General features: G+C 64.2%; 20 protein-coding genes and 6 pseudogenes. 12 read left to right on the top strand and 14 right to left on the bottom strand.

Annotated elements, in window-relative coordinates:
- Positions 1–122: 122 nt before the first annotated feature.
- Positions 123–849, bottom strand: a pseudogene (locus BVER_RS05725) (TerC family protein).
- Positions 850–1,103: 254 nt separating this feature from the next.
- Here BVER_RS05725 and BVER_RS05720 point away from each other — a divergent pair.
- The 3 genes and pseudogenes from BVER_RS05720 to BVER_RS05715 all read left to right on the top strand — a co-directional run bounded on the left by BVER_RS05720 (position 1,104) and on the right by BVER_RS05715 (position 4,581).
- A pseudogene (locus tag BVER_RS05720) lies at positions 1,104–2,245 on the top strand (OpgC domain-containing protein).
- A gap of 164 nt (positions 2,246–2,409) precedes the next feature.
- Entirely contained in the window at positions 2,410–2,574 is a 165-nt protein-coding gene (locus BVER_RS29850; protein ID WP_083452053.1) for a DUF1328 domain-containing protein, read from the top strand.
- A gap of 150 nt (positions 2,575–2,724) precedes the next feature.
- Positions 2,725–4,581, top strand: a complete 1,857-nt coding sequence (locus BVER_RS05715) for a sigma-54-dependent Fis family transcriptional regulator (protein ID WP_050452451.1) — start codon at positions 2,725–2,727, stop codon at positions 4,579–4,581.
- Between the two features lie 13 nt (positions 4,582–4,594).
- Here BVER_RS05715 and BVER_RS05710 read toward each other — a convergent pair whose 3' ends face one another.
- From BVER_RS05710 to BVER_RS05700, 3 genes and pseudogenes are all read right to left on the bottom strand, one after another.
- On the bottom strand, positions 4,595–5,428 hold the full coding sequence (locus BVER_RS05710) for a fimbrial protein (protein ID WP_083452052.1): 834 nt from the start codon (positions 5,426–5,428) through the stop codon (positions 4,595–4,597).
- A gap of 233 nt (positions 5,429–5,661) precedes the next feature.
- Complete coding sequence (gene eutC, locus BVER_RS05705; RefSeq protein WP_050452449.1) at positions 5,662–6,447, bottom strand: ethanolamine ammonia-lyase subunit EutC; 786 nt, start codon at positions 6,445–6,447, stop codon at positions 5,662–5,664.
- Positions 6,444–7,798, bottom strand: a pseudogene (locus BVER_RS05700) (ethanolamine ammonia-lyase subunit EutB). Before BVER_RS05700 ends, eutC begins: the two are co-directional and overlap by 4 nt.
- 157 nt (positions 7,799–7,955) lie before the next feature.
- Here BVER_RS05700 and mnmH point away from each other — a divergent pair.
- Together mnmH and BVER_RS05690 are read left to right on the top strand one after the other, a co-directional pair.
- The gene (gene mnmH, locus BVER_RS05695; protein ID WP_050452458.1) at positions 7,956–9,023 is read left to right on the top strand and encodes a tRNA 2-selenouridine(34) synthase MnmH; all 1,068 of its coding nucleotides are present in this window, start codon (positions 7,956–7,958) and stop codon (positions 9,021–9,023) included.
- A 31-nt stretch (positions 9,024–9,054) separates the two neighbouring features.
- Positions 9,055–10,107, top strand: a complete 1,053-nt coding sequence (locus BVER_RS05690) for a permease (protein ID WP_050452448.1) — start codon at positions 9,055–9,057, stop codon at positions 10,105–10,107.
- Positions 10,108–10,131: 24 nt separating this feature from the next.
- Here the strand turns inward: BVER_RS05690 and BVER_RS32365 are convergent, their stop codons facing one another.
- The 3 genes and pseudogenes from BVER_RS32365 to BVER_RS05680 form a co-directional block, all read right to left on the bottom strand.
- Positions 10,132–10,269, bottom strand: a complete 138-nt coding sequence (locus tag BVER_RS32365; RefSeq protein WP_198155163.1) for a hypothetical protein — start codon at positions 10,267–10,269, stop codon at positions 10,132–10,134.
- Positions 10,247–11,248 carry a cytochrome d ubiquinol oxidase subunit II gene (gene cydB / locus BVER_RS05685; protein WP_050452447.1) on the bottom strand — a complete coding sequence of 334 codons (1,002 nt, stop codon included), beginning with the start codon at positions 11,246–11,248 and terminating at the stop codon, positions 10,247–10,249. Before cydB ends, BVER_RS32365 begins: the two co-directional genes overlap by 23 nt.
- A gap of 5 nt (positions 11,249–11,253) precedes the next feature.
- A pseudogene (locus BVER_RS05680) lies at positions 11,254–12,657 on the bottom strand (cytochrome ubiquinol oxidase subunit I).
- Between the two features lie 401 nt (positions 12,658–13,058).
- Here BVER_RS05680 and ypfJ point away from each other — a divergent pair.
- The 3 genes from ypfJ (at position 13,059) to BVER_RS05665 (ending at position 16,124) form a co-directional block, all read left to right on the top strand.
- Positions 13,059–13,937: a KPN_02809 family neutral zinc metallopeptidase gene (gene ypfJ, locus BVER_RS05675; RefSeq protein ID WP_050452446.1), complete on the top strand. Its 879-nt coding sequence runs from the start codon at positions 13,059–13,061 to the stop codon at positions 13,935–13,937.
- A 149-nt stretch (positions 13,938–14,086) separates the two neighbouring features.
- Complete coding sequence (gene waaC, locus BVER_RS05670) at positions 14,087–15,100, top strand: lipopolysaccharide heptosyltransferase I (protein ID WP_050452457.1); 1,014 nt, start codon at positions 14,087–14,089, stop codon at positions 15,098–15,100.
- A gap of 256 nt (positions 15,101–15,356) precedes the next feature.
- Positions 15,357–16,124, top strand: a complete 768-nt coding sequence (locus BVER_RS05665) for a flagellar brake protein (protein WP_232316403.1) — start codon at positions 15,357–15,359, stop codon at positions 16,122–16,124.
- A gap of 10 nt (positions 16,125–16,134) precedes the next feature.
- On the opposite strand, the gene BVER_RS05660 is transcribed toward BVER_RS05665, so the two are convergent.
- From BVER_RS05660 to BVER_RS05650, 3 genes are all read right to left on the bottom strand, one after another.
- Complete coding sequence (locus BVER_RS05660; RefSeq protein ID WP_050452444.1) at positions 16,135–16,788, bottom strand: DsbA family oxidoreductase; 654 nt, start codon at positions 16,786–16,788, stop codon at positions 16,135–16,137.
- Positions 16,789–17,022: 234 nt separating this feature from the next.
- Positions 17,023–18,255, bottom strand: coding sequence for an NAD(P)/FAD-dependent oxidoreductase (locus BVER_RS05655; protein WP_370444199.1), 1,233 nt, complete (start codon positions 18,253–18,255; stop codon positions 17,023–17,025).
- Positions 18,256–18,493: 238 nt separating this feature from the next.
- On the bottom strand, positions 18,494–19,177 hold the full coding sequence (locus BVER_RS05650; RefSeq protein ID WP_050452443.1) for a hypothetical protein: 684 nt from the start codon (positions 19,175–19,177) through the stop codon (positions 18,494–18,496).
- Between the two features lie 390 nt (positions 19,178–19,567).
- On the opposite strand from BVER_RS05650, the gene BVER_RS05645 reads away from it, so the two are divergent.
- Positions 19,568–19,999, top strand: a complete 432-nt coding sequence (locus BVER_RS05645; protein ID WP_050452442.1) for an OsmC family protein — start codon at positions 19,568–19,570, stop codon at positions 19,997–19,999.
- Between the two features lie 30 nt (positions 20,000–20,029).
- Here the strand turns inward: BVER_RS05645 and BVER_RS05640 are convergent, their stop codons facing one another.
- A complete protein-coding gene (locus BVER_RS05640; protein ID WP_050452441.1) occupies positions 20,030–21,004 on the bottom strand; it encodes a GGDEF domain-containing protein in 975 nt (324 codons plus the stop codon).
- Positions 21,005–21,263: 259 nt separating this feature from the next.
- On the opposite strand from BVER_RS05640, the gene BVER_RS05635 reads away from it, so the two are divergent.
- The 3 genes and pseudogenes from BVER_RS05635 (at position 21,264) to BVER_RS05625 (ending at position 24,416) form a co-directional block, all read left to right on the top strand.
- Positions 21,264–22,364, top strand: a complete 1,101-nt coding sequence (locus BVER_RS05635; protein WP_050452456.1) for a calcium:cation antiporter — start codon at positions 21,264–21,266, stop codon at positions 22,362–22,364.
- 129 nt (positions 22,365–22,493) lie between these two features.
- Positions 22,494–23,096: a transporter substrate-binding domain-containing protein gene (locus BVER_RS05630; RefSeq protein ID WP_370444196.1), complete on the top strand. Its 603-nt coding sequence runs from the start codon at positions 22,494–22,496 to the stop codon at positions 23,094–23,096.
- Between the two features lie 28 nt (positions 23,097–23,124).
- Positions 23,125–24,416 (top strand): annotated as a pseudogene (locus BVER_RS05625) (c-type cytochrome).
- A gap of 69 nt (positions 24,417–24,485) precedes the next feature.
- Here the strand turns inward: BVER_RS05625 and BVER_RS31195 are convergent.
- The 3 genes and pseudogenes from BVER_RS31195 to BVER_RS05615 form a co-directional block, all read right to left on the bottom strand.
- Positions 24,486–24,638: a hypothetical protein gene (locus BVER_RS31195; RefSeq protein WP_157055936.1), complete on the bottom strand. Its 153-nt coding sequence runs from the start codon at positions 24,636–24,638 to the stop codon at positions 24,486–24,488.
- A 116-nt stretch (positions 24,639–24,754) separates the two neighbouring features.
- Complete coding sequence (locus BVER_RS05620; RefSeq protein WP_050452440.1) at positions 24,755–25,222, bottom strand: RbsD/FucU family protein; 468 nt, start codon at positions 25,220–25,222, stop codon at positions 24,755–24,757.
- 55 nt (positions 25,223–25,277) lie between these two features.
- Positions 25,278–26,403 (bottom strand): annotated as a pseudogene (locus tag BVER_RS05615) (succinylglutamate desuccinylase/aspartoacylase family protein).
- Between the last annotated feature and the right edge of the window lie 19 nt (positions 26,404–26,422).

Genomic DNA, 26,422 nt, shown 5'->3' with positions numbered 1-26,422 from the left:
TTCTCGCTCCAGATTGGACACGAGAACCTCGATTCCCTTACGTCCCACGATCGTCTCCCGCACACCATAAGTCGATCATAGAACATGTTGGATTTATATAAAGTTATTTCTGGGACGGAACACTAGACCGGCTTTTTCTTGCTACGGCGCGACAGCATGTTCAGCCCTTCGACCAGCGCTGAAAACGCCATCGCCGCGTAGATGTAGCCCTTCGGAACGTGCGTGCCGAAGCTCTCCGCGACCAGCGGTCATGCCGATCACCAGCAGGAAGCCGAGCGCGAGCATCACGACGGTCGGATTGCGTTCGATGAAGCGCGACAGCGGCCCGGCGGCGAACATCATCACCGAAACGGCGGCGATCACCGCGACGAACATGATCGGAATGTGCTCGGTCATGCCGACCGCCGTCACGATGCTGTCGATTGAAAACACCAGATCGAGCAGCAGAATCTGGCCGATCGCCGAGACGGGCGTGAGTTGCTTGCCCGGCTTGTCGTCCGCGTCGTGCGCGACGTGATGATGGATTTCGCTCGTCGCCTTCCAGACCAGAAACGCGCCGCCTGCCAGCAGAATCAGATCGCGCCACGAAAAACCGTGCCCGAAAAGTTCGAAAATCGGCGTCGTCAGCCGCACGATCAGCGCGACGGTGCCGAGCAGCGCGAGCCGCATCACCAGCGCGAGCCCGATACCCAGCTTCTGCGTGCGCGCCCGATGCGCCTCGGGCAGCTTGTTCGTGAGGATCGAAATAAAAATCAGATTGTCGATGCCGAGCACGACCTCCATCACGACGAGCGTGGCTAAGGCGGCCCAGGCGGCGGGATCGGTCAGAAGCGTGACGAAGTAGTCCATAGGCGTCGGGTCCGCGTGAGTGTTGTCAAAAATGAAAGGAATTTGAAAAAATTTTAAGACACCAATGAGACGAAATTCGGCGTCATGCAGCCGGACGGAAATTCTTGACGCGTAAATAACACAAACTGCGGATTTGAAACGGATATTTGCATCTCTTTTCGAGATTGCCGGACCCGTTTACGGGTAAACTCTCATTCCTCAGAGTTGATGTCCTTTACACCGGTCTGCGCCGCAGACCCTCACACACTCGCCGCATGTCGGATAAACCGCAACGTCTTGTCGAGCTGGACTTCTTTCGTGGACTGGTCCTGCTGATCATCGTCGTCGATCACATCGGCGGCAGCATGCTTTCGCGCATCACCTTGCATTCGTCGCGCTGAACGATGTCGCCGAAGTGTTCGTGTTCCTCGGCGGCTTCGCGACGGCGTATGTGTCGATGGCCCAGCGCCGCTCGGAAAGCGCCGCGCGCGTGCGCTTCGTCAAGCGCGCCTTCGAGATTTATCGCGCCTTTCTGGTCACGGCCGCGCTTATGCTGGTCGCGTCGTTCGTTCTGCGTCCGCTGTTCGGGCATGCGCCGAATCTCGCGCTGCACGATCTGGACAGCCTGATCGCGCAGCCGGTGGCATCGGTCGCGCAGATTCTGACCTTCGAGCGTCAGCCGTATCTGTCCGCCGTGCTGCCGATGTACGCGCTGTTCGCGCTGGCGGTGCCGATCGTGCTGCCGCTCGCGCGCAAGTCGCCGTGGATGCTGCTGGGCCTGAGCCTGTTGCTGTGGGCGTGCGCGCCGGATATCGGCGAGTACATGCCGTCCGTCGACGACAACCTGTGGGACTTCAACCCGGCCGCCTGGCAGCTGATGTTCGTGCTCGGCGTGCTGGCGCGCTGCCAGCCGGTGTATCAGCGGATCAGCGCGCATCGGTTCGGCTGGGCCGTGAGCGCGGGCGCGGTCGCGCTGATTGCGGGCATGGCGTATTACAAGCTGCTGGTGCTGCCGGCACCGCTGGACAGTTCCTTCAAGCGCGATCTGGCCGGCGCGCGCGTCGTCAATTTTTTGGCGATCGCGTGGCTCGCGACCAATCTGGCGCGCTATGGCATCGTCAAGAAGATCGCCAATCGCTTGCCGTGGGTCGGCGCGGTGGGGCGCGATGGGATGGTGTGCTTCGTTGCCAGCGCGGTGATTTCGCTGACGGTCGATTCCATCCTGTTCACGATGACCGATGGCCTGATCAACGTCCCGGCCGGCCTGCTCGCCGATGCAGTCGCCATCTCGTTGCTGCTGGTCGTGCCACAAGCTCGCCAGCCGTTGATGCAGCGTCTCGGCGCGGGCACGCGCGCCACCGCCATGGCGGCGTCGTCGCTCGTCACGGGAAGCAGGCGCGCACGGGAAGTGCGCTGACGGTTCGTCGGCGGCGCGCAAGAAAAAGCGGGAAGAACCTTTCCGCTTTTTTATCGCGATTGAAGCGCAACTAACGGTTTTCCCCATCAGCGCCCGCACATAAAAGCGGCCAAGGCACGCTGCTTGCGTGAGGTTCGACACCTACAACAAAAAACGGAACTGTCATGCTCAAACTTGCCATTCTTTTCGCGGTCATTGCCGGCCTGTTCGGCTTTACGCGTGTGTCGTCCGGCGCGGCCGGCATCGCGAAAATCTGCTTCTTTATCTTCCCGATCCTGTTCGTCATCTTCCTGATCGTCGCGATATCGGCGGGTTCGCTGGTACTCTGAGGACGCTTCCCACGTCCTTTTCTTCGACGCCCGCGCGATGTTTTGCATCGCGCGGGCGTCGGCGCATGCGCGCTTCCTCGCATCGACCCGTGCGCGCGGACGGTGTTACATTCGCTGAGGAGACAGGCGAAACGATAAAAGGAGAGGGCGATGCAGCATGCCATCGGCGCGTCTTTGCGACACGCGCAGCACGACGTCATTCACGCGTCGCACGGGCGTTCGGCCACCTTCGGCCTGTTCGCGACGATGCGTCCGGACTACTCCGTCCTGAGCGGACCGGAGTTGTCCGTCAAGCTCGACGAGAGCCGCGCCTTATGGGCGCACGCGCTGCCGGTGATGGAAACGCTCTACGCGCAGATCGCCAATACGCACAGCATGATCGCGCTGACCGACGCGAGCGGCCTGATCCTGCATTCGCTCGGCGACGACGATTTTCTGGCGCGCGCGCAAAAGGTCGCGCTGCGGGCGGGCGCGGTGTGGAGCGAGGAGCATCAGGGCACGAACGCAATCGGCACGACCATCGCGGCGCGCGAAGCCGTCACCGTGCACGGCGATCAGCACTATCTGCGCGCCAATCACTTTCTCACGTGCTCGAGCGTGCCGATTCTCGATCCGCTCGGCAATCTCGGCGGCGTGCTCGACGTCACCGGCGACCGGCGCGGCTATCACCAGCACACGATGGCGCTCGTCAAGATGTCCGGTCAGATGATCGAAAACCGGTTGATCGCAAGCACGTTCACCGATGGCCTGCGCATCCATTTTCATAGCCGTCCGGAGTTTATCGGCACGCTGATGGAAGGCATCGCCGTATTCGATCTCGACGGGCGGCTCTTGTCCGCGAATCGCAGCGCGCAGTTTCAGCTTGGGCTGGAGCTCGGACATCTGCGGGTGCAGACGCTGTCGTCGCTATTCGGCGTGACGACGGACGATCTCATCGCGCGCGCGGGCGAACCGGCGCGTCGCTTCGAACTATATAGCGGCGTCGGCGTATTCGCGACCGTGGAGTTTCACGCGCGCGCCGCGACGCATTCGAGCAGCACGGCGGTCGTCGCGCCGCCCGCGCAGTCGAGCCTCGCCGAACTCTGCACGGGCGACGCCCAGATGCAGGACGTCGTGATGCGCGTGCGCAAGGTCATCGGCAAGAACATCCCGATTCTGATCGGCGGTGAAACCGGCGCGGGCAAGGAAATGCTCGCGCGCGCGATCCATCGCGATTCGCCGCGCAGCGCGGGGCCGTTCGTCGCGGTGAATTGCGCGTCGCTGCCGGAGACGCTGATCGAAAGCGAACTCTCCGGCTACGTGCAGGGCGCCTTCACCGGCGCGGCCAAACGCGGCGCGGCGGGCAAGATCGTGCAGGCGAACGGCGGCACGCTGTTCCTCGATGAAATCGGCGATATGCCGCTGAGCCTGCAAAGCCGTCTGTTGCGCGTGTTGCAGGAGCGCGTGGTCGAGCCGCTCGGCGCGGCGCGCGCGGTGCCGGTCGATTTCACGCTGATCTGCGCGAGCAATCGCAAGCTGCGCGAGCAGGTGGCGTGCGGCGAGTTTCGCGAGGATCTTTACTATCGCGTGAACGGTTTGTCGCTGACCTTGCCGCCGCTGCGCGAGCGCACCGATCTGCGCGCGGTCGTCAACCGGATTCTGCGCACCGAATGCGCGGAAGGCCGCGCCGTGAGCATCGATGCGGACGTGCTCGAACTGTTCGAGCGGCATCGCTGGCCGGGCAACTTCCGGCAACTGAGCAACGTGCTGCGCACCGCGTATGCGATGCTCGACGAGCACGATGCCTTCATCCGCGTGACGCATCTGCCGCGCGATTTCGTCGATGAACTGAACGATGCATCGCTCGCCGATCCGGCGCAGCCCCACGCATCCGCCGATGCGCGTCTCGCCGATATCGAAGCCAGCGCGGTCGCCGCCGCGATGCAGGCGCACGGCGGCAACGTATCGGCGGCGGCGCGCGCGTTGGGCGTGTCGCGCACGACGGTGTATCGCAAGTTGCGGGCGTGAGCGCCTTGGCCACTCACTGATAAGACATCGTGAAAGTGGCCTTGCCGGTGAGCCTGCCCATCGTGATCTTCGACGACGACGTGCGCACATAGCGCGCGACGAGCGGAATGCTCATCGGCCCGGCCGACGCGCTGCCCGCCAGCCACTGATTCTGATTCCCCGCGACCGACGTATCCGCGCCGTAAGCGACGGGCGTCGAGTTGAATAACACCTGAATGCCGACGCCCGCCGCCACCGAATTCGGATCGAGCGATAGCGTAGTCGAGCGATTGCCCGTGTTGACGGCGTCGGTCAATGTCACGTAGACCTTGGCGGCGACCGAGCAGGTCAGGTTGAGCGTGAAGGCGGTATCGCCCGCTGTCGAGCCGGCGCTCGGCATCGCGGAGGGCGCGACCGTCGGCAGCTTGACCTGCACGTTCGAGTTGTCGATGCTGCACGTCGTGCCGGTGATGGCGGAGCCCGCGGTGAGGTACTGCGTCGTGCTCGTCGTCGTGATGCACGAACCCGTATAGGTGATGGTCATGCTCGGCAGATCGGTGAGCGTGCCGGTCCCGACCGGTCCTGTCACGACGAGATTCGCCTGCGTGTAATGCGCGGTGCTGCCGCTGTTGCTGAACGAACTGGTGATCGGCGCCTGCTCGAATCCGCCGCTATAGCCCGATGTGACGTAGAAACGCACGCCGATTCCCGGGACATTGGTTTGATAGGTTTTCGGATTGCCCGGTACGAGCGTGCCGTTGACCGTCGATGCCTGTTGCACGGTACACGTGATGCTCGCCGTCATGCCGGGGTTCTGAGGCACGCTTTGCAGTACCGTGCCGACTGTCGTGTCTCGTCCCGGCGTCATCGTGGGTGGCGGGAAAGGCGAGATTGGCGAGCGGCGGGGTCTTCGGGAAATTCACGTAATCGGCTATCGCCGTGCGCGAAAGGAGCGCAAGCAAGAGCAGGGCGGCGACGCGTAGCGTGTTCATTATGTTCGTCATCCGAAATAATTATGACGTTGTGTCTGGTTTTCGAACCGATGCAACGCCTATCGTGCTCGCACATCGAAACGATCGCCCGCATCGTTTCGTTTGACGACTAGATCGCAGGCGGCGTCAGCGCGGAAGAATGGGGCCGCTCGTCCGGCAACGCGCCGCTGTGATCCTTCAGCCCGACGCCCGTCAATTGCCGACGCAGCGCTTCGGTCAACAGCCAATGCAGCTTGAACGCGGCGGCATCGTAAGACAGTCCTTCGGGCCGCACGTTGGAGATGCAATTGCGTTCGGCATCGCTGCGGCCCGCGCGCGGCGCGTACGTTACGTACAGGCCGAGGCTGTCGGGCGAACTGAGCCCGGGCCGCTCACCTATCAATACCACGACCAGCTTCGCCCGCAACGATTCGCCGATGCGATCGCCCAGCGCGACGCGCGCCTGCTTCGCCATGACGACGGGCGCGATGCGCCAGCCATCGAGCTTCGCGCGCACGCGCGTGATCAGCGGCACGACATGACGCTGCACGGCGAACGCGGACAAGCCATCGGCGGCGGCGAACACGACGTCCGGTTCGTCGCGCTGCGCGGCCGCATAGTCGGCGAGCCGTTGCGCGCTGTCGTCATCGAGGTCGCGGCCCAGATCCGGGCGACGCAGATAGTGATCGCGATCGGGCGCGGCGCTCGCGGCATCGAGCGTCTCGAAGCCTGCGGCATGCAGCGCGTCGGCGAGCGCGGCGGTGTCGAGCGGTTCGTGCACGGCGTCGCGCGCCTGCGCATGCGCGAGCTGGAACGCGAGCAGCGGCGCGGTCGGCAGGCTATTGCCCGTGCGCCCCAGCGCGATGCGTGCGTTCGTGAAGCGCCGAAGCGCGTCCCACGGGTCGGCGTTTGTCATGCGTCGATCCATTCGAGCAAGGGTTGCGCGGCTGGCGCGAGCAACGTGCCCGCGCCATCGGTGACGCGCATTTTCGCGAGCCACGCTTCGAATTCGGGCGCGCGCTTCAGATCGAGCACGCGGCGGATATAGAGCGCATCGTGAAAGGACGTGCTCTGTTAGTTGAGCATCACGTCGTCCGCGCCGGGCACGCCCATGATGAAGTTGACGTTCGCCACACCGAGCATCGTCAGAAGCGTGTCCATATCGTCCTGATCGGCTTCGGCGTGATTCGTATAGCAGACGTCGACGCCCATCGGCACGCCGAGCAGCTTGCCGCAGAAGTGATCCTCGAGCCCCGCGCGCATGATCTGCTTGCCGTCGTACAGATATTCCGGGCCGATGAAACCAACCACCGTATTCGTCAGCAGCGGCTGAAAGCGCCGCGCGACCGCGTACGCGCGCGCCTCGCAGGTTTGCTGATCGACGCCGTGATGCGCGTTCGCCGACAGCGCGCTGCCCTGACCGGTCTCGAAGTACATCACGTTGTCGCCGACGGTGCCGCGCTTGAGCGATTGCGCGGCATCGTGCGCTTCTTCGAGCAGCGCGAGCGTCACGCCGAAGCTCGCGTTGGTGCGCTCGGTGTCCGTGATCGACTGAAACACGAGATCGACCGGCGCGCCTTGCTCGATGGCCGCGAGCGTGTTGGTGACGTGCGTCAGCACGCAGGATTGCATCGGCACGTCGTAGCGCTGGCGGAAGTCGTCCATCATCGTCAGCAGCGTGCCGATGGCGGCCGGCGAATCCGATGCCGGATTGATGCCGATGACCGCATCGCCGCAGCCGTAGAGCATCGAGGCGGCGATGCCCTTGGCGTCGTCGGTCGGATGATTCGGCTGCAGACGCACCGACAGATGTCCCGGCAGGCCCACGGTCATGCGAAAGCGCGTGACCACCGGACGCTTTTTCGCGACGAGGATCAGGTCCTGATTGCGCATCAGCTTGGAGACGGCCGCGGCCATTTCCGGCGTGATGCCCGCCGTCGCGCGTTCGAGCGCGGCGGTGTCGGTCGTGTCGGCGAGCAGCCATTCGCGGAATTCGCCGACCGTCAGATGCGCGATCGGCGCGAAGGCCTCGGCCGAATGGCTATCGACGATCAGGCGCGTGACTTCGTCGTCTTAGTAGGGAATCAGCGCTTCGTCGAGAAAGGTGCGCAGCGGCACCTGCGCGAGCGCCATTTTCGCGGCGACGCGTTCCTCTTCCGTGGCGGCCGCGATGCCCGCGAGCTCGTCGCCGGAGCGGCGCGGGCGAGCAGCGTCTTCAGATCGTCGAAGCGGTAGCGGCGCGCGCCGATCGTTTCCTGGAAGGCCATCGTAGTTCCCTCGCGTCGGGCATCGATGCCTGCACTTTGACCGCTCCGCGCGCGGGGCGTCGCGCGCGCCAAAAATGCGCGTCAACGCCGAATTTCATCTCCATGCGATAATTTTTCGTTGGCTGCGATGCCGTTTCTGTCCGTCTGCCCCTTTTCCGTGAAAAACCTGCTTGCTCCTCTCGATCGCCTGGCCGATTTCGACGAAATCGTCGACGTCCACACGCCGCTCGAATTCGCCGAAGACCACATTCCCGGCGCGATCAACGCGCCCGTGCTCAGCAACGAGGAGCGCGTCATCGTCGGCACGATGTACAAGCAGGTGTCGCCGTTCGAGGCCACGCGTGTGGGCGCGGCGATGGCGGCGCACAATATCGCGCATCATCTGGATACGTTGTTCGCGGGCAAGCCGCGCAACTGGCGTCCGCTCATCTATTGCTGGCGCGGCGGCAAGCGCTCCGGCTCGATGACCACGATGATGAACATGATCGGCTGGCAGGCGCGCCAGCTCGAAGGCGGCTACAAGACCTATCGGCGCGACGTGCTCGACCAACTCACGACTTTGCCGCGCCGCTTCCGATACGTCGTGCTGGTCGGCCACACGGGCAGCGGCAAGACGCGGCTTCTGCACGCGCTGGGCGCAGCGGGCGCGCAGGTGCTGGACCTCGAAGGGATCGCGGCGCATCGCGGGTCGCTGCTGGGCGGCGTGCCGGGACATGCGCAGCCGTCGCAGAAAGCGTTCGATTCCGCGCTCGTCGCCGAGCTCGCGCGTTTCGATGCGGCGCGTCTGGTGTTCGCGGAAGCGGAAGGACGTCGCATCGGCTCGATCACCACGCCCGATGCACTGCTGCACAGCCTGCACACGGCGGCGTGCGTGGAAGTCGCGGCGCGTCGCGAAGATCGCATCGCGTTTCTGTTGCAGGACTACGGGCATCTGTTCGACGATCCGGCGTTCTTCAAGGCGCAATTGTCGAAGCTCGTCGGGTTGCATAGCCGGGAGCGCGTGGCGCAGTGGCATCGGCTGATCGACGATGACAAGCGCGCGGAACTGTCGGGCGAGCTGATCGACAGGCATTACGATCCGGCCTACGCGCGCAGCAGCCGCGAGCTTTACACGAATCTGCCACGCGCGACGCCCATGCTGTTCCGCCCGAACGATGCCGACAGCCTCGATCAGGCCCGTGCGCTGCTCGCGCAACTGGACGAGACGAGCCCCGCGCTCGGCTGACGATTTCTTTTTTATTCAAGCAACGAACGATATGAACAACACGCTTCGACAACCACGCGTCGCGCTCGGCTGGATCGTATTTCTGCTGATCGCAGTCGCCGGACTGTTCTACGTGAAATGGTTTCCGTACTACAACCGCGCGTTCGTCGCGGCCAGCCAGCATTCCATCGGCAAATCGATTTTGATGGGCACGGCATCGAGCGCGCCCGCCGCGTCGTGGCAGGCCGCGCTCGATTACGCGCTTGCCTACGGTAAGGCCATCTGGCAGGCGATGGTGCTTGGCCTGCTGCTGGGATCGGCCGTGCAGGCGCTGATTCCGCCGCGCTGGGTCGCGCGTGCGCTCGGCGAGCACAACTTTGGCAGCGTCGTGAACGGCGGGCTGATGTCCTTGCCCGGCATGATGTGCACTTGCTGCGCGGCGCCGGTCGTCGCGGGCCTGCGCGCGCGTGAAGCCGCGCCGGGCGCGGCGGTCGCGTTCTGGCTCGGCAACACGGTGCTCAATCCGGCGACGCTGATTTTCATGGGCTTCGTGCTCGGCTGGGAATGGACGGGCTTGCGCGTCGTGCTCGGCGTGCTGATGGTGTTCGGCCTGGGCTTCGCGATCAACCGGATGGTGACGCCGGCGCAGGCGGCGGCATCGCGGGCGGCGGTGGCGAAGCTCGTCGACGAGGACGATCCGGGCACCGCGTTCGCGCGCTGGATCAAGCTGCTCGGCAAGATGAGCCTGCGCCTGATTCCCGAGTACATCGTGCTCGTGCTGCTGCGCGGCGCGGCGCGTGCGTGGCTGTTTCCGCATATCGGACCGGACATCGGCAATAGCGCGCTGTGGATCGCGGCGTTCGCGGTCGCCGGCATGCTGTTCGTGATTCCGACGGCGGGCGAAGTGCCCATCATTCAGGCGATGCTGTCGCTCGGCATGGCGGCGGGCCCGGCGGGCGCGCTGCTGATGACCTTGCCGTCCGTCAGCCTGCCGTCACTCGCGATGCTCGCGAAGTCGTTCCCGGCGAAGGTGCTGACGTTCGTGGCGGTGTCGGTGGTGATTTTCGGTATCGTCGCCGGAGGGATTGCGGCGGCGGTGTTTTAAGCCGCGCGCCGTTTCGGGCGTGGGCTAATGAATCCCCGCGCCCAGCTTGATCAGCAACTTGAACGGCAGCGCCAGCAGCATCGCGCCGCCGACACCGGCGAACCACAGCGCGACGAACCAGAACAGCTTCTTCGCGCGATCAGTGGTAGTGATGTTCGCCATGACGCACCTTTCCTCTGAATACCCAATAGCCGAACGTCGTGTACGCGATGATCACCGGCAGAATCACCGCCGCGCCCACGATCGTGAATAGCTGGCTCGAACGCGGCGTGGCGGCATCCCACAGCGACACGCCCGGAAAAATCTCGTGCGGCGAAATGCTCGCGACGAGCCCGAGATAACCGAGCAGCACGAATCCCAGCGCCACCGCGAACGGCCGCTTCTCATGCCGCGACGCGATCGACCGGCGCATCGTCCACGCGAACGCGGCGACCAGAACCGGCGCGGGCAGCATCCGATAGAACCACGGCGAATCAAACCAGCGCGACGCGATGCCCGCATCGTGCAACGGCGTCCAGATGCTGACGACGAGAATCGTCGCGAGTTGCAGCACCGTCAGCGGCCACACCACGCGATACATCCGCCGCTGCAAATCGCCTTCGGTCTTCGCGATAAGCCAGCATGCGCCGAGCAGCGCGTAGGTCACAACCAGCGCGCCGCCCGTGAAGATCGCGAAGGGCGTGAACCAGCCGAAGGCATCGCCGGAAAAGCGGCCGTCGGTCACCGGAATGCCTTCGAGGAACGCGCCCAGCGCCACGCCCTGAAAGAACGTCGCGCCCGCCGATCCGCCGATGAACGCGAGGTCCCACAGATGCTTGGTGCGCTGCGCCTTCGCGCGGATTTCGAACGACACGCCGCGAAAAATCAGGCACACGAGCATCAGCACGAGCGGCAGATAAAGCGCGGACAGCACGGTCGAATAGACCATCGGAAACGCGGCGAACAGCGCCGCGCCGCCGAGCACGAGCCAGGTTTCGTTGCCGTCCCAGACGGGCGCGACGGTGTTCATCATCACGTCGCGATCGTGCTGGTCGGGGATAAACGGAAAGAGAATGCCGATGCCAAGATCGAAGCCATCGAGCACGACGTACATGAACAGGCCCAACGCGATGATCGCGGCCCAGGCGACAGTGAGATCCATAGCGCTTACGCTCCCTCGATCGATTGACCCGGCACGCCGAGCGGACGATGCGCGCCGCCCGGCAACGTCGGCGCTTCCGTGTGCGAACCCGGCAGCGCGGGCTCGTGACGCAGCAGCTTCAACAGGTAGTAGATGCCCGTGCCGAACACGATGCTGTAGACGATCACGAACGCCATCAGCGACACGCCGACCTGCTGCGCGGTGACGGGCGACACGGCATCGGCCGTGCGCATCACGCCGTAGACGACCCACGGCTGACGGCCGGCTTCGGTCGTGATCCAGCCCGCCAGCAGCGTGACGAAACCGCTCGGCCCCATGCACAACACGAAGCGATGAAATCAGCGCGCGTCGAACAGCTTGCGCCGCCGATGCAGCCACCATCCCGCGATCGACATCACGATCATCAGCACGCCGAGGCCGGCCATGATGCGGAAGGTGAAGAAGATCAGCGTCGAATTCGGCCGGTCTTCCTTCGGGAACGATTTGAGGCCGCGAATCTCGCCGTCCCAGCTATGCGTGAGGATCACGCTGCCGAGATGCGGCACCTTGATCGCGTACTTCGTGGTTTCGGCGTCCATGTCGGGAATGCCGAACAGGTTCAGCGCGGTGCCGCCTTTCTCCGTGTCCCACAGACCTTCGATCGCCGCGATCTTCGCCGGCTGATACTCGCGCGTGTTGAGGCCGTGCGCATCGCCGACGAGCGCCTGAATCGGCGTCAGCGCGAGCAACAGCCAGAGCGCCATCGAAAACGTCTTGCGGATGGCCGGATCGCGCCGGCCCTTCAGCAGATGCCACGCGCCCGTCGCCGCCACCACCAGCGCCGCGACGATAAACGCCGCAATCGCCATATGCGCGAGCCGGTACGGAAACGACGGATTGAAGATGATCTTGAACCAGTCGACCGGCACCACATGATCGCCTTCGATGCGAAAGCCCTGCGGCGTCTGCATCCAGCTATTCGACGCGAGAATCCAGAAAGTCGAGATCAGCGTGCCGATGGCGACCATCAGCGTCGCGCCGAAGTGCGCCTTCGGGCCGACCTTGTTCCAGCCGAACAGCATGATGCCGAGGAAGCCCGCTTCGAGGAAGAACGCGGTCATCACTTCGTACGTGAGAAGCGGACCGGTGACCGGACCGGCGAAACTGGAGAAGCCGCCCCAGTTGGTGCCGAATTCGTAGGCCATCACGAGGCCCGACACGACGCCCATGCCGAACGCGACGGCGAAGACCTTCGACCAGAACAGACACAGTTCCTTGTAGACCGGTTTGCCGATCTTGAGCCACGCGCCTTCGAGCACGGCGATGAAGCTCGCCAGCCCGATCGAAAGCTCGGGAAAGATGATATGAAAAGACACGGTGAACGCGAACTGGATGCGCGCCAGATCGAGTGCTTGGGTGGTCGTATGCATGATGACTTCTGCTTTGAAATTCACGCGCACGAGCCGGCAGGACCGCCAGGTCCTTTTTGATAAAAATCAGACTCGTGACGGTCCGAAGATTAGTCCTATTTCAGGAAGCGTGTTGCGCTGCGTCAGAGGATGCGCGTTGCGCGCAAATGCCGCAGTTTCAAGGGCTTATCGTCGTCAGAGGCTTGATATGCCGATGTTTTCGGCATGGCGCGCGCAGTTGTGACGGGCGTATGCGGACCGGTTTTTGCGACAATCGACCGCACTGCGTCACGGCATGTTGTCGCAGGCGCGAGCGCGTCGGTCGAACGAAGTTTGACGCTCGAAAGTCGCGAGACGACGAGGGCGCGCAAGTACCATAATGACTTTACGCGCGACATAGCGCGATCCAAGCGGAGAACACCATGCGCCTCGACGACGAAGCGGAAAGTCAGAACGTAGAAGATCGGCGCGGCGGAGGCGGGGGTGGATTTCGCATGGGCGGCGGATCGATCGGCATCGGCACGATCGTCGTGGCGCTGGCGGCCTCGTATTTCTTCGGCATCAATCCGATGACGATCATCAACGGTGCGCAGGTGCTTCAGCAGAGCGCGCCGCAACAGCAAGCCGCGCCTCAGAACGGCCCGCCCGCGCAGGATGCCGGCGCGGTGTTCGTGCGTCGCGTGCTCGGCAATACCGAGCGCACCTGGCAGCACATCTTCCGCGCGCAGTTCAATCAGGATTATCCGGCGCCGAAACTGGTGATGTTCTCCGGCGGCACGCAGACCGCGTGCGGCGTGGGACAAACCGCGATGGGTCCGTTCTACTGTCCCAACGACCGCAAGGTGTATATCGATCTTTCGTTCTACCGCGAATTGCGCGACCGCTTCGGCGCGGGCGGCGACTTCGCGCAAGCGTATGTGATCGCCCATGAAGTGGGGCATCACGTGCAGAACGTGCTCGGCATCATGGACAAGGTCGATCAGGCGCGCTCGCGCATGTCGCGCGAGCAGGCGAATGCGCTGTCGGTGCGCGTCGAGTTGCAGGCGAATTGCTTCGCGGGCGTGTGGGCGGCGGTCGCGCAGCGCGATAACGCCAAGCTGATCGAGCCGGGCGATTTCGAGCAAGGGCTGAACGCGGCGGCGGCCATCGGCGATGATCGGCTGCAGCAGCAATCTCAAGGACGTGTAGTGCCCGAAGCGTTTACGCATGGCACGAGCGCGCAGCGTCAGCGCTGGTTGCGTCGCGGGCTGTCGACTGGTGACGTGCGTCAGTGCGATACGTTTTCGGCGCAATCGCTTTGAGAGCGGTGCTTCGAATCGGACAAAGCGCTGCGGCTTACAATCGCTGACAGCCGGATCATCGCGAATTCATTAGAATCCCGGTTTTCCGCATGCGTGCGTTCGTGCCTGCCCTGCATGGACGCATCCGCCGAAGCTATCAAGCACCTTTCATGAAGCGAATCCTGATCGTCAAAGTCACGTCTCTCGGGGACATCGTCGAGACGCTGCCGGTCGTCTCCGACCTGCGGCGCGCGTTCCCGTCCGCGAAAGTCGACTGGGCCGCCGATGCCGCGTTCGCCGATATCATCCGCTGGAATCCGGGCGTGGATCGCGTGCTGAGCGCGCCGCTGCGCAAGTTCAAAAAGGCGCGTAGCTGGAACGATCTGAAGGAGATCGGCGCGTCCATCGGCGAACTGCGCGCGGAGAAGTACGACGTCATCGTCGATATTCATGGCGTGTACAAGAGCGCGATTATCGCGTTCATCGCGCGCGGCAAGCGGCGCTATGGCTATCTGAATCAGGATCTCGGCGAACGCGGCGCGGCGTTCGCCTACAACCGGCGCTTCGGTCCGCGCCCGCATACGGATGCCTGGCGCGGCATGCGCGTGAGCGTCGCCGATGCGCTCGGCTATCAGTTCGAAGAGAAGCCCGACTACAACGTCCGCTTGCCGGCGCTGAGTCGCAGTCTCGACATTCCGCGCGGCAAACCCATCGCGATGCTGTTCCACGCGACTTCCGCCGACATCAAAAAGTGGCCGAAAGAAAACTGGGCCGAAGTCGGCCGATGGCTGGTCGAACGCGGCTACGCGATCGCGCTGCCGTGGGGCACCGACCGCGAACGCGGCGAGGCGCAGGCGATCGCGGCGCTGCTGCCGGAAGAGCTCGTATTGCCGAAGCTGACCGTCGAGGAATGCGCGAACTGGATTCAGGCGTCGGAGTTGGTTATCGGCGCGGATACGGGGCTGGTTCATCTCGCGCACGCGCTGCAAAAGCGCACCGTGATGTTGTTCGCCGCGACATCGCGCGAGCATTTCGGCGTGAGCGAGCCGGGACGCTCAGTCTCGGTTGGTGATCAGGGCGCGCCGCCCGATGTCCAGCAAGTGCTCGCGGCGACGCGCAGCGTGCTCGGCGAACCGGCTCGCAATATCGACGGTCACGCGGAACCGGGCGCGATCCTGCGCTGATTCTTTCTTCCCGACTTTATGTGTATAAAGTTTTTTACGGGATAGCGATTTTCACGCGATACGCGTAAGAACGCCTGTTCTTGTCCCGTAATTAGGACGGGAGCGTAAAAATTGCCTCGGAGTACTTGACGGCAGCTCGACTTCACAGGACGATTGCAAAAAACGTTTAAAAATCGTCCAGAAAATGTCACAAGCTAACGCCGCCTCCGAGGGCCCGGCGCTTGTTCGCCTCGACCCTGCCGACGTTCCGTTGTCCATGCCGCTCGATTGGCCGATCGTGGCGGCAGACGGTGCGTTGCTTTTCGATACCGGCACCGTCATTCCCGACGAAGCCGCGCGTCAATTCCTGTTTCAGCAGTTCGAGCCGCATCGGCCCGCCGATCACGCGGGAGGCGGTCCCACGCCTGGCGATGGCACGCGCGACGACCTGCTCACGCTCGAACATATGGGACTCAATATCGGCGCACGCGTCGGCATGCGTGGAACCGGCACGTCGGGCTCGTCGATGTACGCGAGTCGCGTGATCGGCTTCTCGCACGCGCGGCGCAACGGCGAACGATCGCTGTTCCTGACTCAGCCGCAGATGCAGGGTCACGGCCCGATCGATCTGTCGCGCGGCGAGCAGGTGGAACTGGTCGCGCTGACGGGCAAGGGCGTGTTCCGCTTCATGTGCACCGTCGATGCCACCAGCCGCGAACCGTTCAGCTACGTGGTGTTGTCGGCGCCCGGCGCGATTCGGCGTCTGCGTACGCGCAAATTCGCGCGCATGCCGACGCGTCTCGCCGCGCGCTTCTCACCGGAAGGCGACGGCGCGGAGCAACTGGCGCGCGTCGGCGACCGCTTGCAGCTCTCGTTCCACTTCAACACCGACGGCACCGACGTTCAGGTCGATACGATCGCGATCGTGCGTCATGTGGGTGAGATCGAAGCGGCGACGGGCACGGCGGCGTACGGGCTGGAATTCGAAGCGCTCGAGCCGTCGCAGCGCATCGCGTTGAAGTCGTTCATGGCCGAGCACAGCTAGGCGAAGTGTTTCAGCCCGCCGGAAAGCCGTCCGGAAACAGCCGTTCGATGGCGGCTTCGAAGTGCTGGATCGGCGCGGCGCCGCGCAGCGCGATGGGCGGCGGCGGTTCCGCGCCCGGTGCGCCTTCGCGCGAGAGCACGGCGAACGGCACGCCGCTCACGCCGAGTTTGGTCGCGAATTCTTCGTCTTCGATCACGAGATCGGTGTAGGTGCCTTCGTCGAGCGCTTCTTCGAGCATTTCCGGATCGATGCCGCAGGTCGCGGCGATATCCAGCAGCGCATCGGTATCGCCGATATCGATTCCTTCCTCGAAGTACGCCTTGAAGAGCGCGCGATGCACGACCTCGAAGCGGCCCGATTCGCGTGCGAACATCGCGGTTTCGAAGGCCTTGCGGCTGCGCGGCGCGACCGGCGGCAGGCGCATCGTCAAGCCGCGTTCCGCTGCGAGCGGCTGCACCGAATTTTCCCAGCTATCGGCGATGGCATCGCTGTTCGGATCGAGCAGCGCCGTCGGTTCCGGACGCAATTCGAACGCGTGCCAGCGAATCTCGACCGCATCGCCGTAAGCGTTGCGCAACTGGTCGATCACGGGCGTCTCGAGATAGCAGAACGGGCAGACGAAGTCGGACCAGACGTCGACGAAAAGAGTAGGCGTGGATGCCATGAAAGCCTCGACAAGCGAAAACGAACCGTGCGGAGCGAGACGGCGAACCCGTGGTTCAGTCGGCCGCGCGCGCCGCAAAAGCCGGTATGTTAGCGCGTGACGCCTCGTGCCGCTCGCGCGTCCGATGCCGTCAGAACCCGCCATCGAGCACGATCGGACTGCCGTCGAAAAAGCGCGATAACCGGAACGCGCGCGGATCGACCTGCGGGGTATCGTTGGTGACGAGATCGGCCATCAGCTTGCCTGCGCCCGGTCCGATGCCGAAGCCGTGACCCGAGATGTCGCGATGAACAAACCCGGCATGCGTTCGACGCCGGAGATCACGGGCACCGCGTCGGACGTCACATCGATATAGCCGGCCCATTCCTGCTCGACCTTCACGCCAGCGAGCGCGGGAAAGATCGCGCGAAATTCGTCGATGGCCGCCTTGTTGAACGCCGCGACGGGCGACGGATCCAGCGTGCGCTCGGTCTCGAAGATCGTCGGACGATCGAGCGGCCAGCGACGCGGACGCCGCCATTCTTCGAAAAAGCGTGCGTTGAGCCCCAGCTTGAGCGAGCCGAACTGGCTTCTGAGCGCCGGCAGAAACTTGAAGAACAGGCGGAAGCTGTCGGGCGTGATGTCGCTGTAACTGCGAAACGCATTGGCGATCGTATAGCCGCCGTCCAGCCGCTTGCGATAACCCATTGCGTGATTGCACGCGCTGACGTCCGGCCCGTGATCGAGCGGCGCGGTGCGCAGCACCGGCGAGCGCACCATCAATTGCGGCACGTCGATGCCGAGATTGCCCGCGAACAGTCGCGTCCACGCGCCGCCCGCGACGACCACGCTGGCGCAGCGGATGCGCCCGTATTCGGTAACGACATGACTGATCGCGCCGCCGCTCGTCTCCACGCCGCGCACGGCGCAGGGCGTCAGCACTTTCACGCCGCGCGTGCGCAACGCCGCCGCCATCGCGGGCACGGCGCGCTGCGGTTCGGCGCGGCCATCGCCGGGCGTGTAGATGCCGCCTGCGAAGCGTCGCGACGCGCCGGTCATCAACGCCGCGGTTTCTTCGGGCGAGACGATGCGCGAATCGAGCGCATCGCGGCCCACTAGCGCGAGGGCGCGCGCAAGCCATGCTTCGTGATCGGCGAGGGCTTTTTTATCGTCGGCGGCGTAGAGGATGCCGCAGGTGCGATAGCCGCTGTCGATGCCGAGATCCATGTCGATGCGCCGCCACAGCTTGAGGCTTTCGAGGCTGAGTTCGAGCTCGCGCAAATCGCGATGCGTCGCCCGGCACCAGCCCCAGTTGCGGCTCGATTGCTCGCCCGCAATATGCCCTTTCTCGCAGACGGCGACGGACAGTCCTTTCTCGGCGAGAAAGCGTGCGGTGCTGACGCCGATCACGCCGCCGCCGATCACGACGACATCGACGGATTCGGGCAGCGTGCGATCTTCTGGGATGCGTTCGGTAGGTGGACCCATGTCGTCAGGCGGCGGAGTGGAGGAGGCGGACGGTGATAGCGCGGGTTGATCATCGGATTGCGCAGTTGTGCGATCAATTGTTCGTGGCTGCCGCGCGTGCGCAATGCACGGTGAAAGACTTGCGCTGCGTGATGCGCGCCGTAGTGGGCGCGACTGCATACCGCCCGGAACTGTGGTTCATTGCCGGCGTTCCGCCACAACGCGGCCGCGCATTCGACGAGTTCGCGCGCCGTGCTGCTCATTTGCCGATTCCGTTGAAACGGGCATCGAACGCGTTCTCGAGCACGATATCCGCCTCGATTTCCTCAAGCACCAGTTCGAAGTTGAGATCGTCCGCACGCTCGGGCTGAATAGGCACATTCAACAGATACGTCACATCCTTACACACCCCTTCGACCAGAATAATGCGCGGCACGATCGTCGGCCGCAGTCCGTGCCGGCGCAGCACCTTAGCCGCCGCATCCAGTTGCCGCGCGATGCGCTCATCGGTGAACTCGGCCTCGCGCAGGATTGAGCGCGCCTCCATCACCTGCTGCGCGATCGCTTCGTCGCACTCGAATCGGTGCGCTTGTCCCAGTTCGATCAGCGCGCCGGTACGTTCGATCGCGCCGATCAGAAAGCCGCACGACACCATCGCCGCGAAGTTGTCGGCGCGCGGCGCGGCGGCTTCGGCGAACCACGCATGCGCCGACGAAAACAGCCCGCGATCGGACGGCGCGCTTCGATAGACATCGGCGGGTTCGACGGCATTCGACACCGGACGCCACGATCCCGCCGCGATCCAGTTATCGCGCGCGTCGCCGTCGAACAGACGCGCGATGTTCTGCTCGATGTCGCGCCATTCGCGCCCGAGCGATGCATCCGGCGTCGGCCGAGCCTCGTCGACCTCGTGCGTCCTGACGACTTGCGATGTTGCATTCATATGTGTCTGCCCGATGTTGCGATGGTGCGTTGATGCCGAAATCCGCGTGCGAGCATGCTAAGGGAAAGCTCGAAGTTTGACCATACGATTAGCGCGCGGTGAACCATCGGCGGCTGCCGTCGACGGTCCGCCAACCCTTGTCGCACAAGCCTCGCTGGCGATCATAGTCCGAATGGCATAGGCCGGATCACATGCCCGGACGCGTCCGCTGCGCGCGCTCGAACGTTCCGCTACGATGCATTCGGCCGCATCGGCAAAACATGCCCGCCGCGCGGCCACGATCGAGCGCCGGCGCAGGCATGACGCATGCGACTCCGCTTCACGCGTCCGGTGCGCGGCATGCGGCATCGGTCGAACGCAAATCCCTTCCCATTCCTTTGGAGAACTCTCGTGCAAAAGACAGCATCGGCAAAATGGAGCGGCGGCATCAAGGACGGCAAGGGCTTCATCTCGACGCAAACCGGCGTGCTCAGCGATGCGCCGTACGGCTTCAAGTCGCGCTTCGAGGAAGGCCCGGGCACGAATCCCGAGGAACTGATCGGCGCGGCGCACGCAGGCTGTTTCACGATGGCGCTGTCGCTGCAACTCGAACAGGCCGGCATGAAAGCCGAAAGCCTCGAAACCAAATCGACGGTCACGCTGGATAAGGACGGCGAAGGCTTCTCGATCACCGCCTGTCAGCTCGACCTGAAGGCAAAGATTCCGGGCGCGGACAAGGCCGCTTTCGAGAAGGCCGCGCAGGCCGCGAAGGAAGGCTGCCCGGTGTCGAAACTGTTCGCCGGCAACGCGAAGATCACGCTGAACGCCGAGCTGGTTTCGTAAGGCGTTCCCGGCTAAAGATGGGCCGCGCGTTCAGTCGCGCGGCCCGTTTTTTTGCGCGGCCTTGTGCGCGTACATCTTGCTGTCGCTGGCGACCAGCAAATCCATCACCAGTTCGTGCAGTTCGAGATCGAACTGCGTCTTGCCGACGCTGAAGCGGATTTCGTAACCGCGCGTCGACGCCCGGTTCAGCGATTCGACGACATCGCGCAGCCGTTCGAGCACGCGCTCGGTTTCGTCCTGTCCGGCATCGGTCAATAACGCGACGAACTCGTCGCCGCTGAGTCGGCCGATCACATCGTTTTCCCGCAACGCGCCGCGCAACGCGGTGGCGAAGGTCGCCAGCGCGCGATCGCCTTCCGCGTGGCCGAAGGTATCGTTGATGCGCTTGAAATCGTCGAGATCGAAGAACAGCAGCGACGCGTGCCGCGACAGCCGCTTGCACACGTTGAGCGCGTGCTGCGCGAGCGCTTCGAAGCCGCGCCGGTTGGCCAGCAGCGTCAGTTCGTCGACAGTCGCGAGTTCGATCGCCGCGATTTCCTGCTCGGCGATATGCGCGAGGTCGCGCAGCAAATCGCGCTCTTCGTTGTCGAGATCGCGCGGGCGCGTGTCGATCAGACAAAGCGTGCCGAGCTTCGTGCCGTTCGGCACCGTCAGCGGCTGTCCCGCATAGAAACGAATGTTCGGATAGCCCGTGACGAGCGGATTGTCCTGAAAACGCTCGTCGGCGCGCGCATCGGGAATCAGGAAGACATCGTCGTGAAGGATGGCGTGGCCGCAGAAGGAAATGTCGCGCGGCGTTTCGGACACGCCCAATTCCGCGCACGACTTGAACCACTGGCGGTTCTCGTCGATCAGGCTGACCAGCGCGATCGGCACGTCGAAGATTCGGCGCGCAAGGCGCGTCAGCCGGTCGAAGCGCTCTTCGGCGGGCGTATCGAGCAGCTTGAGCGTGCGTAAGGTGGCGAGGCGGGTGGTTTCGTTGACAGGGATGGGCGCGGCCAGCATGGTCTCCGGTTCCTGAGCGATCCTGCGGTGACGGAAATTAATGCTTATTTTCCGACAATATCAAAAACCGGTCACGCGGATGCATCAAAGCGGTCCCGCGAACGTTTGTAACCCCATTTTCGCTATCATCCCGATGGTCCGCGGCTTTTTGCCACGACGCTCGATCCGCACGCCCGACGCGCGCGCGGGTCAGAATCGTAGCGACGGCGAACGCCACGCGTCGACGATCCCACATTCAACCCGACAACCCGGAGCGCCGATGAAACTCAAGCTGGACTGGACCCTCGTCACCCCGATCGCCGCGCTCGTCGTGCTGGGCGCGGCCGCCATGATCCACAGCAACGCGCTGCTGGTCGTGTCGGCGATCGCGCTGGCGCTGGCGGTGTTCGCCGCCGTGCATCATGCGGAAGTGGTGGCGCATCGCGTCGGCGAGCCGTTTGGCACGCTGGTGCTGGCGATTGCCGTGACGGTGATCGAAGTGGCGCTGATCGTCTCGGTGATGCTCTCCGGCGGCCCGGAAAAAGCCGGCCTGCCGCGCGATACCGTGTTCGCCGCCATCATGATCTGCAGCGGCGCGATCGTGGGCCTGTGCCTGCTGGTGGGCAGCCTGCGGCATCACGTACAGGAATTCCAGTTGCAGGGCGCGAGCGCCGCGCTGGCGATCCTCTGCGCACTTTCCGTCCTGACAATGGTCCTGCCCAACTTCACCAGCACGATTCCGGGACCGGCGCTGTCCACGTCGCAGTTGATCTTCGTCGGCGTGATTTCGCTGGTGTTGTATGTGACCTTCGTGTTCGTGCAGACCATCCGGCATCGCGATTACTTTCTGCCGTTCGAGCCCGTCAGCGTGACCGAAGGCCGCGACGCGGACGAGGAAGACGAAGCGCCGCACGCGCCGCCGGGCAACGGCGAAGCGTGGCTGGCGCTGGTGTTTCTGCTGCTGTCGCTGGTGTCGGTGGTGGGACTGGCGAAGCTGCTGTCGCCGGCGGTCGAGGCGGGCGTCGCGGCGGCGGGCGCGCCGGAAGCGGTCGTCGGCGTGGTGATCGCCGCGCTCGTGCTGTTGCCGGAAGGGCTGGCGGCGCTGCGGGCGGCGCGCGCCAATCGCTTGCAGACGAGTCTGAATCTCGCGCTCGGCTCGGCGCTGGCGAGCATCGGGTTGACGATTCCGACGGTCGCGGTGGTGTCGATCGTGATCGGCCAGCCGATCGAACTGGGGCTCGCGCCCAAGGAAATCACCATGCTCGCGCTGACCTTGCTGGTGTCCGTCATCACGCTCGGCACAGGCCGCTCGACGGTGCTGCAAGGCGTCGTGCATCTGGTGATCTTCGCGTCGTTCCTGTTCCTGTCCGTCGTACCGTAAGAATCCGGTTGAGGCAGTTTGTTACCATTGCGGGTTTTCCGCGCGCGGCGCCGCATCGCACCGAATGAAACTTCAGGATGCATCGCAACGCCGCGCGCGAGTGTTCACCGCAAGTCTCGAAGGATTGGAATGTCTCTGAAGAAGTCCGCATCGCTCGCATTCGGCGCGATGCTCGCCACACTCGCCGTCACCTCCGCCGTGCTCCCGGCCGCCGCTCACGCGAAAGAACTCACGCAAGTCCGTTTCGCCGTCGATCCCACTTATCCGCCGTTCGAATCCAAGCTGGCTGATGGCTCGCTGGCCGGTTTCGACATCGATCTTGGCAACGCCCTCTGCGCGCAAATGAAGCTCAAGTGCGTCTGGGTCGAAAATTCCTTCGACGGCATGATTCCCGGCCTCAAGGCGCGCAAGTTCGACGCCGTGCTGTCGGACATGGGCATCACCGAAGAACGTCTGAAGCAGATCGATTTCACCCAGCCGCTGTACGACACGGACACGCAACTCGTCGCGCGCCGGTTCCGGCATTCTGCCGATGCCGCAAGCGCTGAAGGGCAAGCGCATCGGCGTGGAGCAGGGCACCGTGCAGGAGCGTTACGCGAAGACCAAGTGGGAGCCGTTCGGCGCGACCATCGTCGCTTACGGCGATCAGGAGGCAGGTCGAGGCCGATCTCGTCGCGGGCCGGATCGACGCGCTGTACACCGATCCGGTGCAGGCATCGCTCGGCTTTCTGAAGAAGCCGCAAGGCAGCGGCTCATGAACATGAAAAACATCATGATGGCGGCGCTCGTCGCGAGCGCTGCGTGGACGGGTCTTGCGCATGCGGCAACGGCGGCAAGCGATGCGGATCAGAAGCTTATCGAGAAAGGCCGCTATCTCGCGGCGGCGGATTGCGTCGCGTGCCACACCGCGAAGGGCGGCAAGCCGTTCGCGGGCGGGCTCGGCATCGAATCGCCGATCGGCAAGATCTATTCGACCAACATCACCCCGGACAAGCAAACGGGCATCGGCGATTACACGCTCGAAGACTTCGACAACGCCGTGCGTCATGGCGTGGCGAAGGACGGTTCGTCGCTCTATCCGGCCATGCCTTACGTGTCGTACGCGAAGGTCAAGCCATCGGACGTGAAGGCGCTGTACGCGTACTTCATGCACGGCGTGCAGCCGGTCGATCAGGCCAACAAGCCGACCGACATCACCTGGCCGCTGTCGATGCGCTGGCCGCTGCGCTTCTGGCGCATCGCGTTCGCGCCGGAAGTCGTCGTCGACGACACGCCGGTCTCGAACGATCCGGTCGCGCGCGGACGTTATCTCGTCGAAGGTCTCGCGCATTGCAGCGCATGCCACACGCCGCGCGGCGTCGGCTTGCAGGAGAAGGCGCTCACCGACGACGGCAGCACGTTCCTGTCGGGCGGCGTGATCGACGGCTATCTGGCGAAGAACCTGCGCGGCGACGCCAAGACGGGTCTCGCGAGCTGGAGCGAGGCGGATATCGTCGAGTTTCTGAAGAGCGGGCGCACGACGCATACGGCGGCATGGCGGAAGTGGTCGAGAACAGCACGCAGCATATGAGCGATGCCGATCTCAACGCGATCGCCGCGTATCTGAAGACGCTCGCACCGAAGGATGCATCGCAGACCGCGCTCGCGACCAACGCCGATGCCGCCAATGCCTTGCGCGCGGGCACCGATCGCAGCAACGGCGCGATGACCTTCGTGGATAACTGCGCGGCGTGCCATCGCACGAGCGGCAGCGGTTATGTCTCGACGTTCCCGACGCTCGCGCTGTCGACGGCGGTGAACACGGACGATCCGATCTCGCTGATCCATATCGTGCTGCAAGGCGGCGCGATGCCGTGGACCAAGGCCGGTCCGACGCACTACGAGATGCCCGGTTTCGCCGAGCGCCTGACCGACCGCGATGTCGCCGATGTCCTGACGTTCGTGCGTTCGAGCTGGGGCAATCACGCGCCGGCCGTCACGGCGGATCAGGTGGCGAAGGTGCGCAAGTCGACCGGTGCGGCCGCGCCGCCGGTTCGCGCGGAAAACCAGTGATCTGAGTTATCGAAGATCAGTGCAAAACGGGCAGGACGAGTGATCGTCCTGCCCGTTTTTTTCGCCCGCTCAGCGCAGACGATCCGCCGCCTGCTCGCGCACCTGGCGCACTTCGTCGGCGAGGTCGTCGATCCACTGCATCGCGGCCTGCACGCCGTTCATAAGACGCTTAAGGGAATTGGCCGGCTTGTCGATGGAATGGGCGGCGTCGAACGGGGTCATGGCGGAGGTCTGGGTTATCGAGTAAGAAGTAACCCTGAAATGTTAAGAATCCTCCTAGTGGGAAGCAATTCGAGATTGGTTCTAAGGCGCGGATTGTTGCTGCATCGCAACAATGTTCAGCTTTGTTCAGGCGTATCCGTGGCAAGTTGTACGCCTTTTGTAAAGACGAAGCAGCCGTAGCCGCGCGCTTCGCCGGTCGTGATCACGCAATAGGCCTTCTTGGCGCGCTCGTAGAAGGCGAAGCGTTCGACGGCGGCGAACGGCGTGGCGCGGCCTTCGGCGTCGTCGACTTCGCGCTGCGCTTCGCGTTGCACGGCGGGCAGCGCGGCGGCATCGCCGACTACTTCCATGCGCGCCGCCGGATGCTCGACGAAGCTGTCGAGCGGCATCACCGACAACACGGCCCGCACGGCGCGCGGCGCGTTCACGCCGTCCATCCGCAGCAGCTTGCCGAGCACGGTCTGACGCGCGACGGAATCGCCCGGAAAATTGGCATCGCAAATGACGACTTCATCGCCGTGGCCCATTGCGCAGAGCGCGTGCAGGATGTCGGCGTTCAGCAGCGGGTCGATGTTCTTCAGCATGTTTGTCTCCTTGCGGTCTTCGGGTCGATTAGCGTCGAATATGGTAACCGCTGCGCTACGGCACCAGCAGCGCGCCCTGTCTCGTCGCGCCCTCGCCCGCGATCCGCGCGACCAGCATGCCCGCCGTCGCGAAACGCGTCCAGTGCCGCGCGTACAGCAGGCCGTCGGTCTGCGCGACGAGCGGCATCAGGCAATCGTCGAGCGGATCGAGCAACTCGGCGATGGTATCGCCCGCGCGCACGCGCGCGCCCAGGTCCTGCATATGCAGGATCACGCCCGAGCTCGGCGCGCACACGTAATCGCATCCGGCGAGCGGCGTCGCGGGCTGACGCAGCGGCGGCATCGCGCGCGCCTCGCCCGCGATCAGCCCCGCATGCGTCAGATAATCGGCGATGGCCTGCGCATCGCGCGCGGCGAATTCGTGCGAGACATCGCGCACGCCGCGCAATTCGAGCGTCACCGCCGTCATGCCGACGGGCATCGGATAACGATCGCCGAACGCGCCGCGCACGTAACGCCACGCGGACGCGCAGGCTTCGTCGAACGGCTCGCCGCCCGACACGTCCGCGAGCAATTGCGCCTCGCTGCCGAGATAGCGCGCCAGCGGCTCGATCGTCGGCCATGCATCGGGCGTGGTGTAGAGATGCAGCACCGCTTCCCAGTCGCAATGCAGATCGAGCACGAGATCGGCCGCGCATGCGAGCTTCATCAGTTCGAGCCGTTGCGATTCCAGTTCGTCGTGCGGGCGGCGCGCGCCGAGCGCCTCGCGCAATGCACTGCGCACTAGAGTGCCGTTATTTGCTTCATCATCCGAAAGAAGATGGCGGATTTTCATCGCGACATCCGGGCCGAGTTCCGGAAAGCGGCGATTGAAGTCCTGCCCCGAACGCATGTCGAAACGGCCCATATGCGCGCCGAACCAGTGCTGATTCAGCCCGGCCGGATTGGCCAGCGGCACGAGCACGATGCGCGCTTTGAGTTGTCCCTGCGCTTCAAGTTCCGCGAGGATGCGCTTGAGATACCACGCGACGACCAGCCCCGGCAGTTCATCCGCGTGCAGCGACGCCTGGATGAAAACCGAGGGAAGCGTGTCGTCGTGCGGGCCGAACCGATAGCTCGTGAGCGCGCGCGCGTCCCGTACCCAGCGACACGCCGACGAGCTGATGGTGTTGAACCTGCATCTTGGCCTGAATCGCTCCG

Origin of the sequence: Candidatus Burkholderia verschuerenii (assembly GCF_001189365.1) — a bacterium.
Lineage (GTDB): Bacteria > Pseudomonadota > Gammaproteobacteria > Burkholderiales > Burkholderiaceae > Caballeronia > Caballeronia verschuerenii.
The sequence above is the reverse complement of the archived record's forward strand: the minus strand, read 5'-3'. Positions and strand labels throughout refer to the sequence as shown.

Bases quoted from the DNA above. Each gene is read 5' to 3' on its own strand.
- BVER_RS29850 (WP_083452053.1), top strand. From the start codon at position 2,410: ATGCTCAAACTTGCCATTCTTTTCGCGGTCATTGCCGGCCTGTTCGGC.
- BVER_RS05715 (WP_050452451.1), top strand. From the start codon at position 2,725: ATGCAGCATGCCATCGGCGCGTCTTTGCGACACGCGCAGCACGACGTC.
- BVER_RS05710 (WP_083452052.1), bottom strand. From the start codon at position 5,428: ATGACGCCGGGACGAGACACGACAGTCGGCACGGTACTGCAAAGCGTG.
- eutC (WP_050452449.1), bottom strand. From the start codon at position 6,447: ATGACAAACGCCGACCCGTGGGACGCGCTTCGGCGCTTCACGAACGCA.
- BVER_RS05690 (WP_050452448.1), top strand. From the start codon at position 9,055: ATGAACAACACGCTTCGACAACCACGCGTCGCGCTCGGCTGGATCGTA.
- BVER_RS32365 (WP_198155163.1), bottom strand. From the start codon at position 10,269: ATGGCGAACATCACTACCACTGATCGCGCGAAGAAGCTGTTCTGGTTC.
- cydB (WP_050452447.1), bottom strand. From the start codon at position 11,248: ATGGATCTCACTGTCGCCTGGGCCGCGATCATCGCGTTGGGCCTGTTC.
- ypfJ (WP_050452446.1), top strand. From the start codon at position 13,059: ATGCGCCTCGACGACGAAGCGGAAAGTCAGAACGTAGAAGATCGGCGC.
- waaC (WP_050452457.1), top strand. From the start codon at position 14,087: ATGAAGCGAATCCTGATCGTCAAAGTCACGTCTCTCGGGGACATCGTC.
- BVER_RS05665 (WP_232316403.1), top strand. From the start codon at position 15,357: ATGCCGCTCGATTGGCCGATCGTGGCGGCAGACGGTGCGTTGCTTTTC.
- BVER_RS05660 (WP_050452444.1), bottom strand. From the start codon at position 16,788: ATGGCATCCACGCCTACTCTTTTCGTCGACGTCTGGTCCGACTTCGTC.
- BVER_RS05655 (WP_370444199.1), bottom strand. From the start codon at position 18,255: ATGGGTCCACCTACCGAACGCATCCCAGAAGATCGCACGCTGCCCGAA.
- BVER_RS05650 (WP_050452443.1), bottom strand. From the start codon at position 19,177: ATGAATGCAACATCGCAAGTCGTCAGGACGCACGAGGTCGACGAGGCT.
- BVER_RS05640 (WP_050452441.1), bottom strand. From the start codon at position 21,004: ATGCTGGCCGCGCCCATCCCTGTCAACGAAACCACCCGCCTCGCCACC.
- BVER_RS05635 (WP_050452456.1), top strand. From the start codon at position 21,264: ATGAAACTCAAGCTGGACTGGACCCTCGTCACCCCGATCGCCGCGCTC.
- BVER_RS05630 (WP_370444196.1), top strand. From the start codon at position 22,494: ATGTCTCTGAAGAAGTCCGCATCGCTCGCATTCGGCGCGATGCTCGCC.
- BVER_RS31195 (WP_157055936.1), bottom strand. From the start codon at position 24,638: ATGACCCCGTTCGACGCCGCCCATTCCATCGACAAGCCGGCCAATTCC.
- BVER_RS05620 (WP_050452440.1), bottom strand. From the start codon at position 25,222: ATGCTGAAGAACATCGACCCGCTGCTGAACGCCGACATCCTGCACGCG.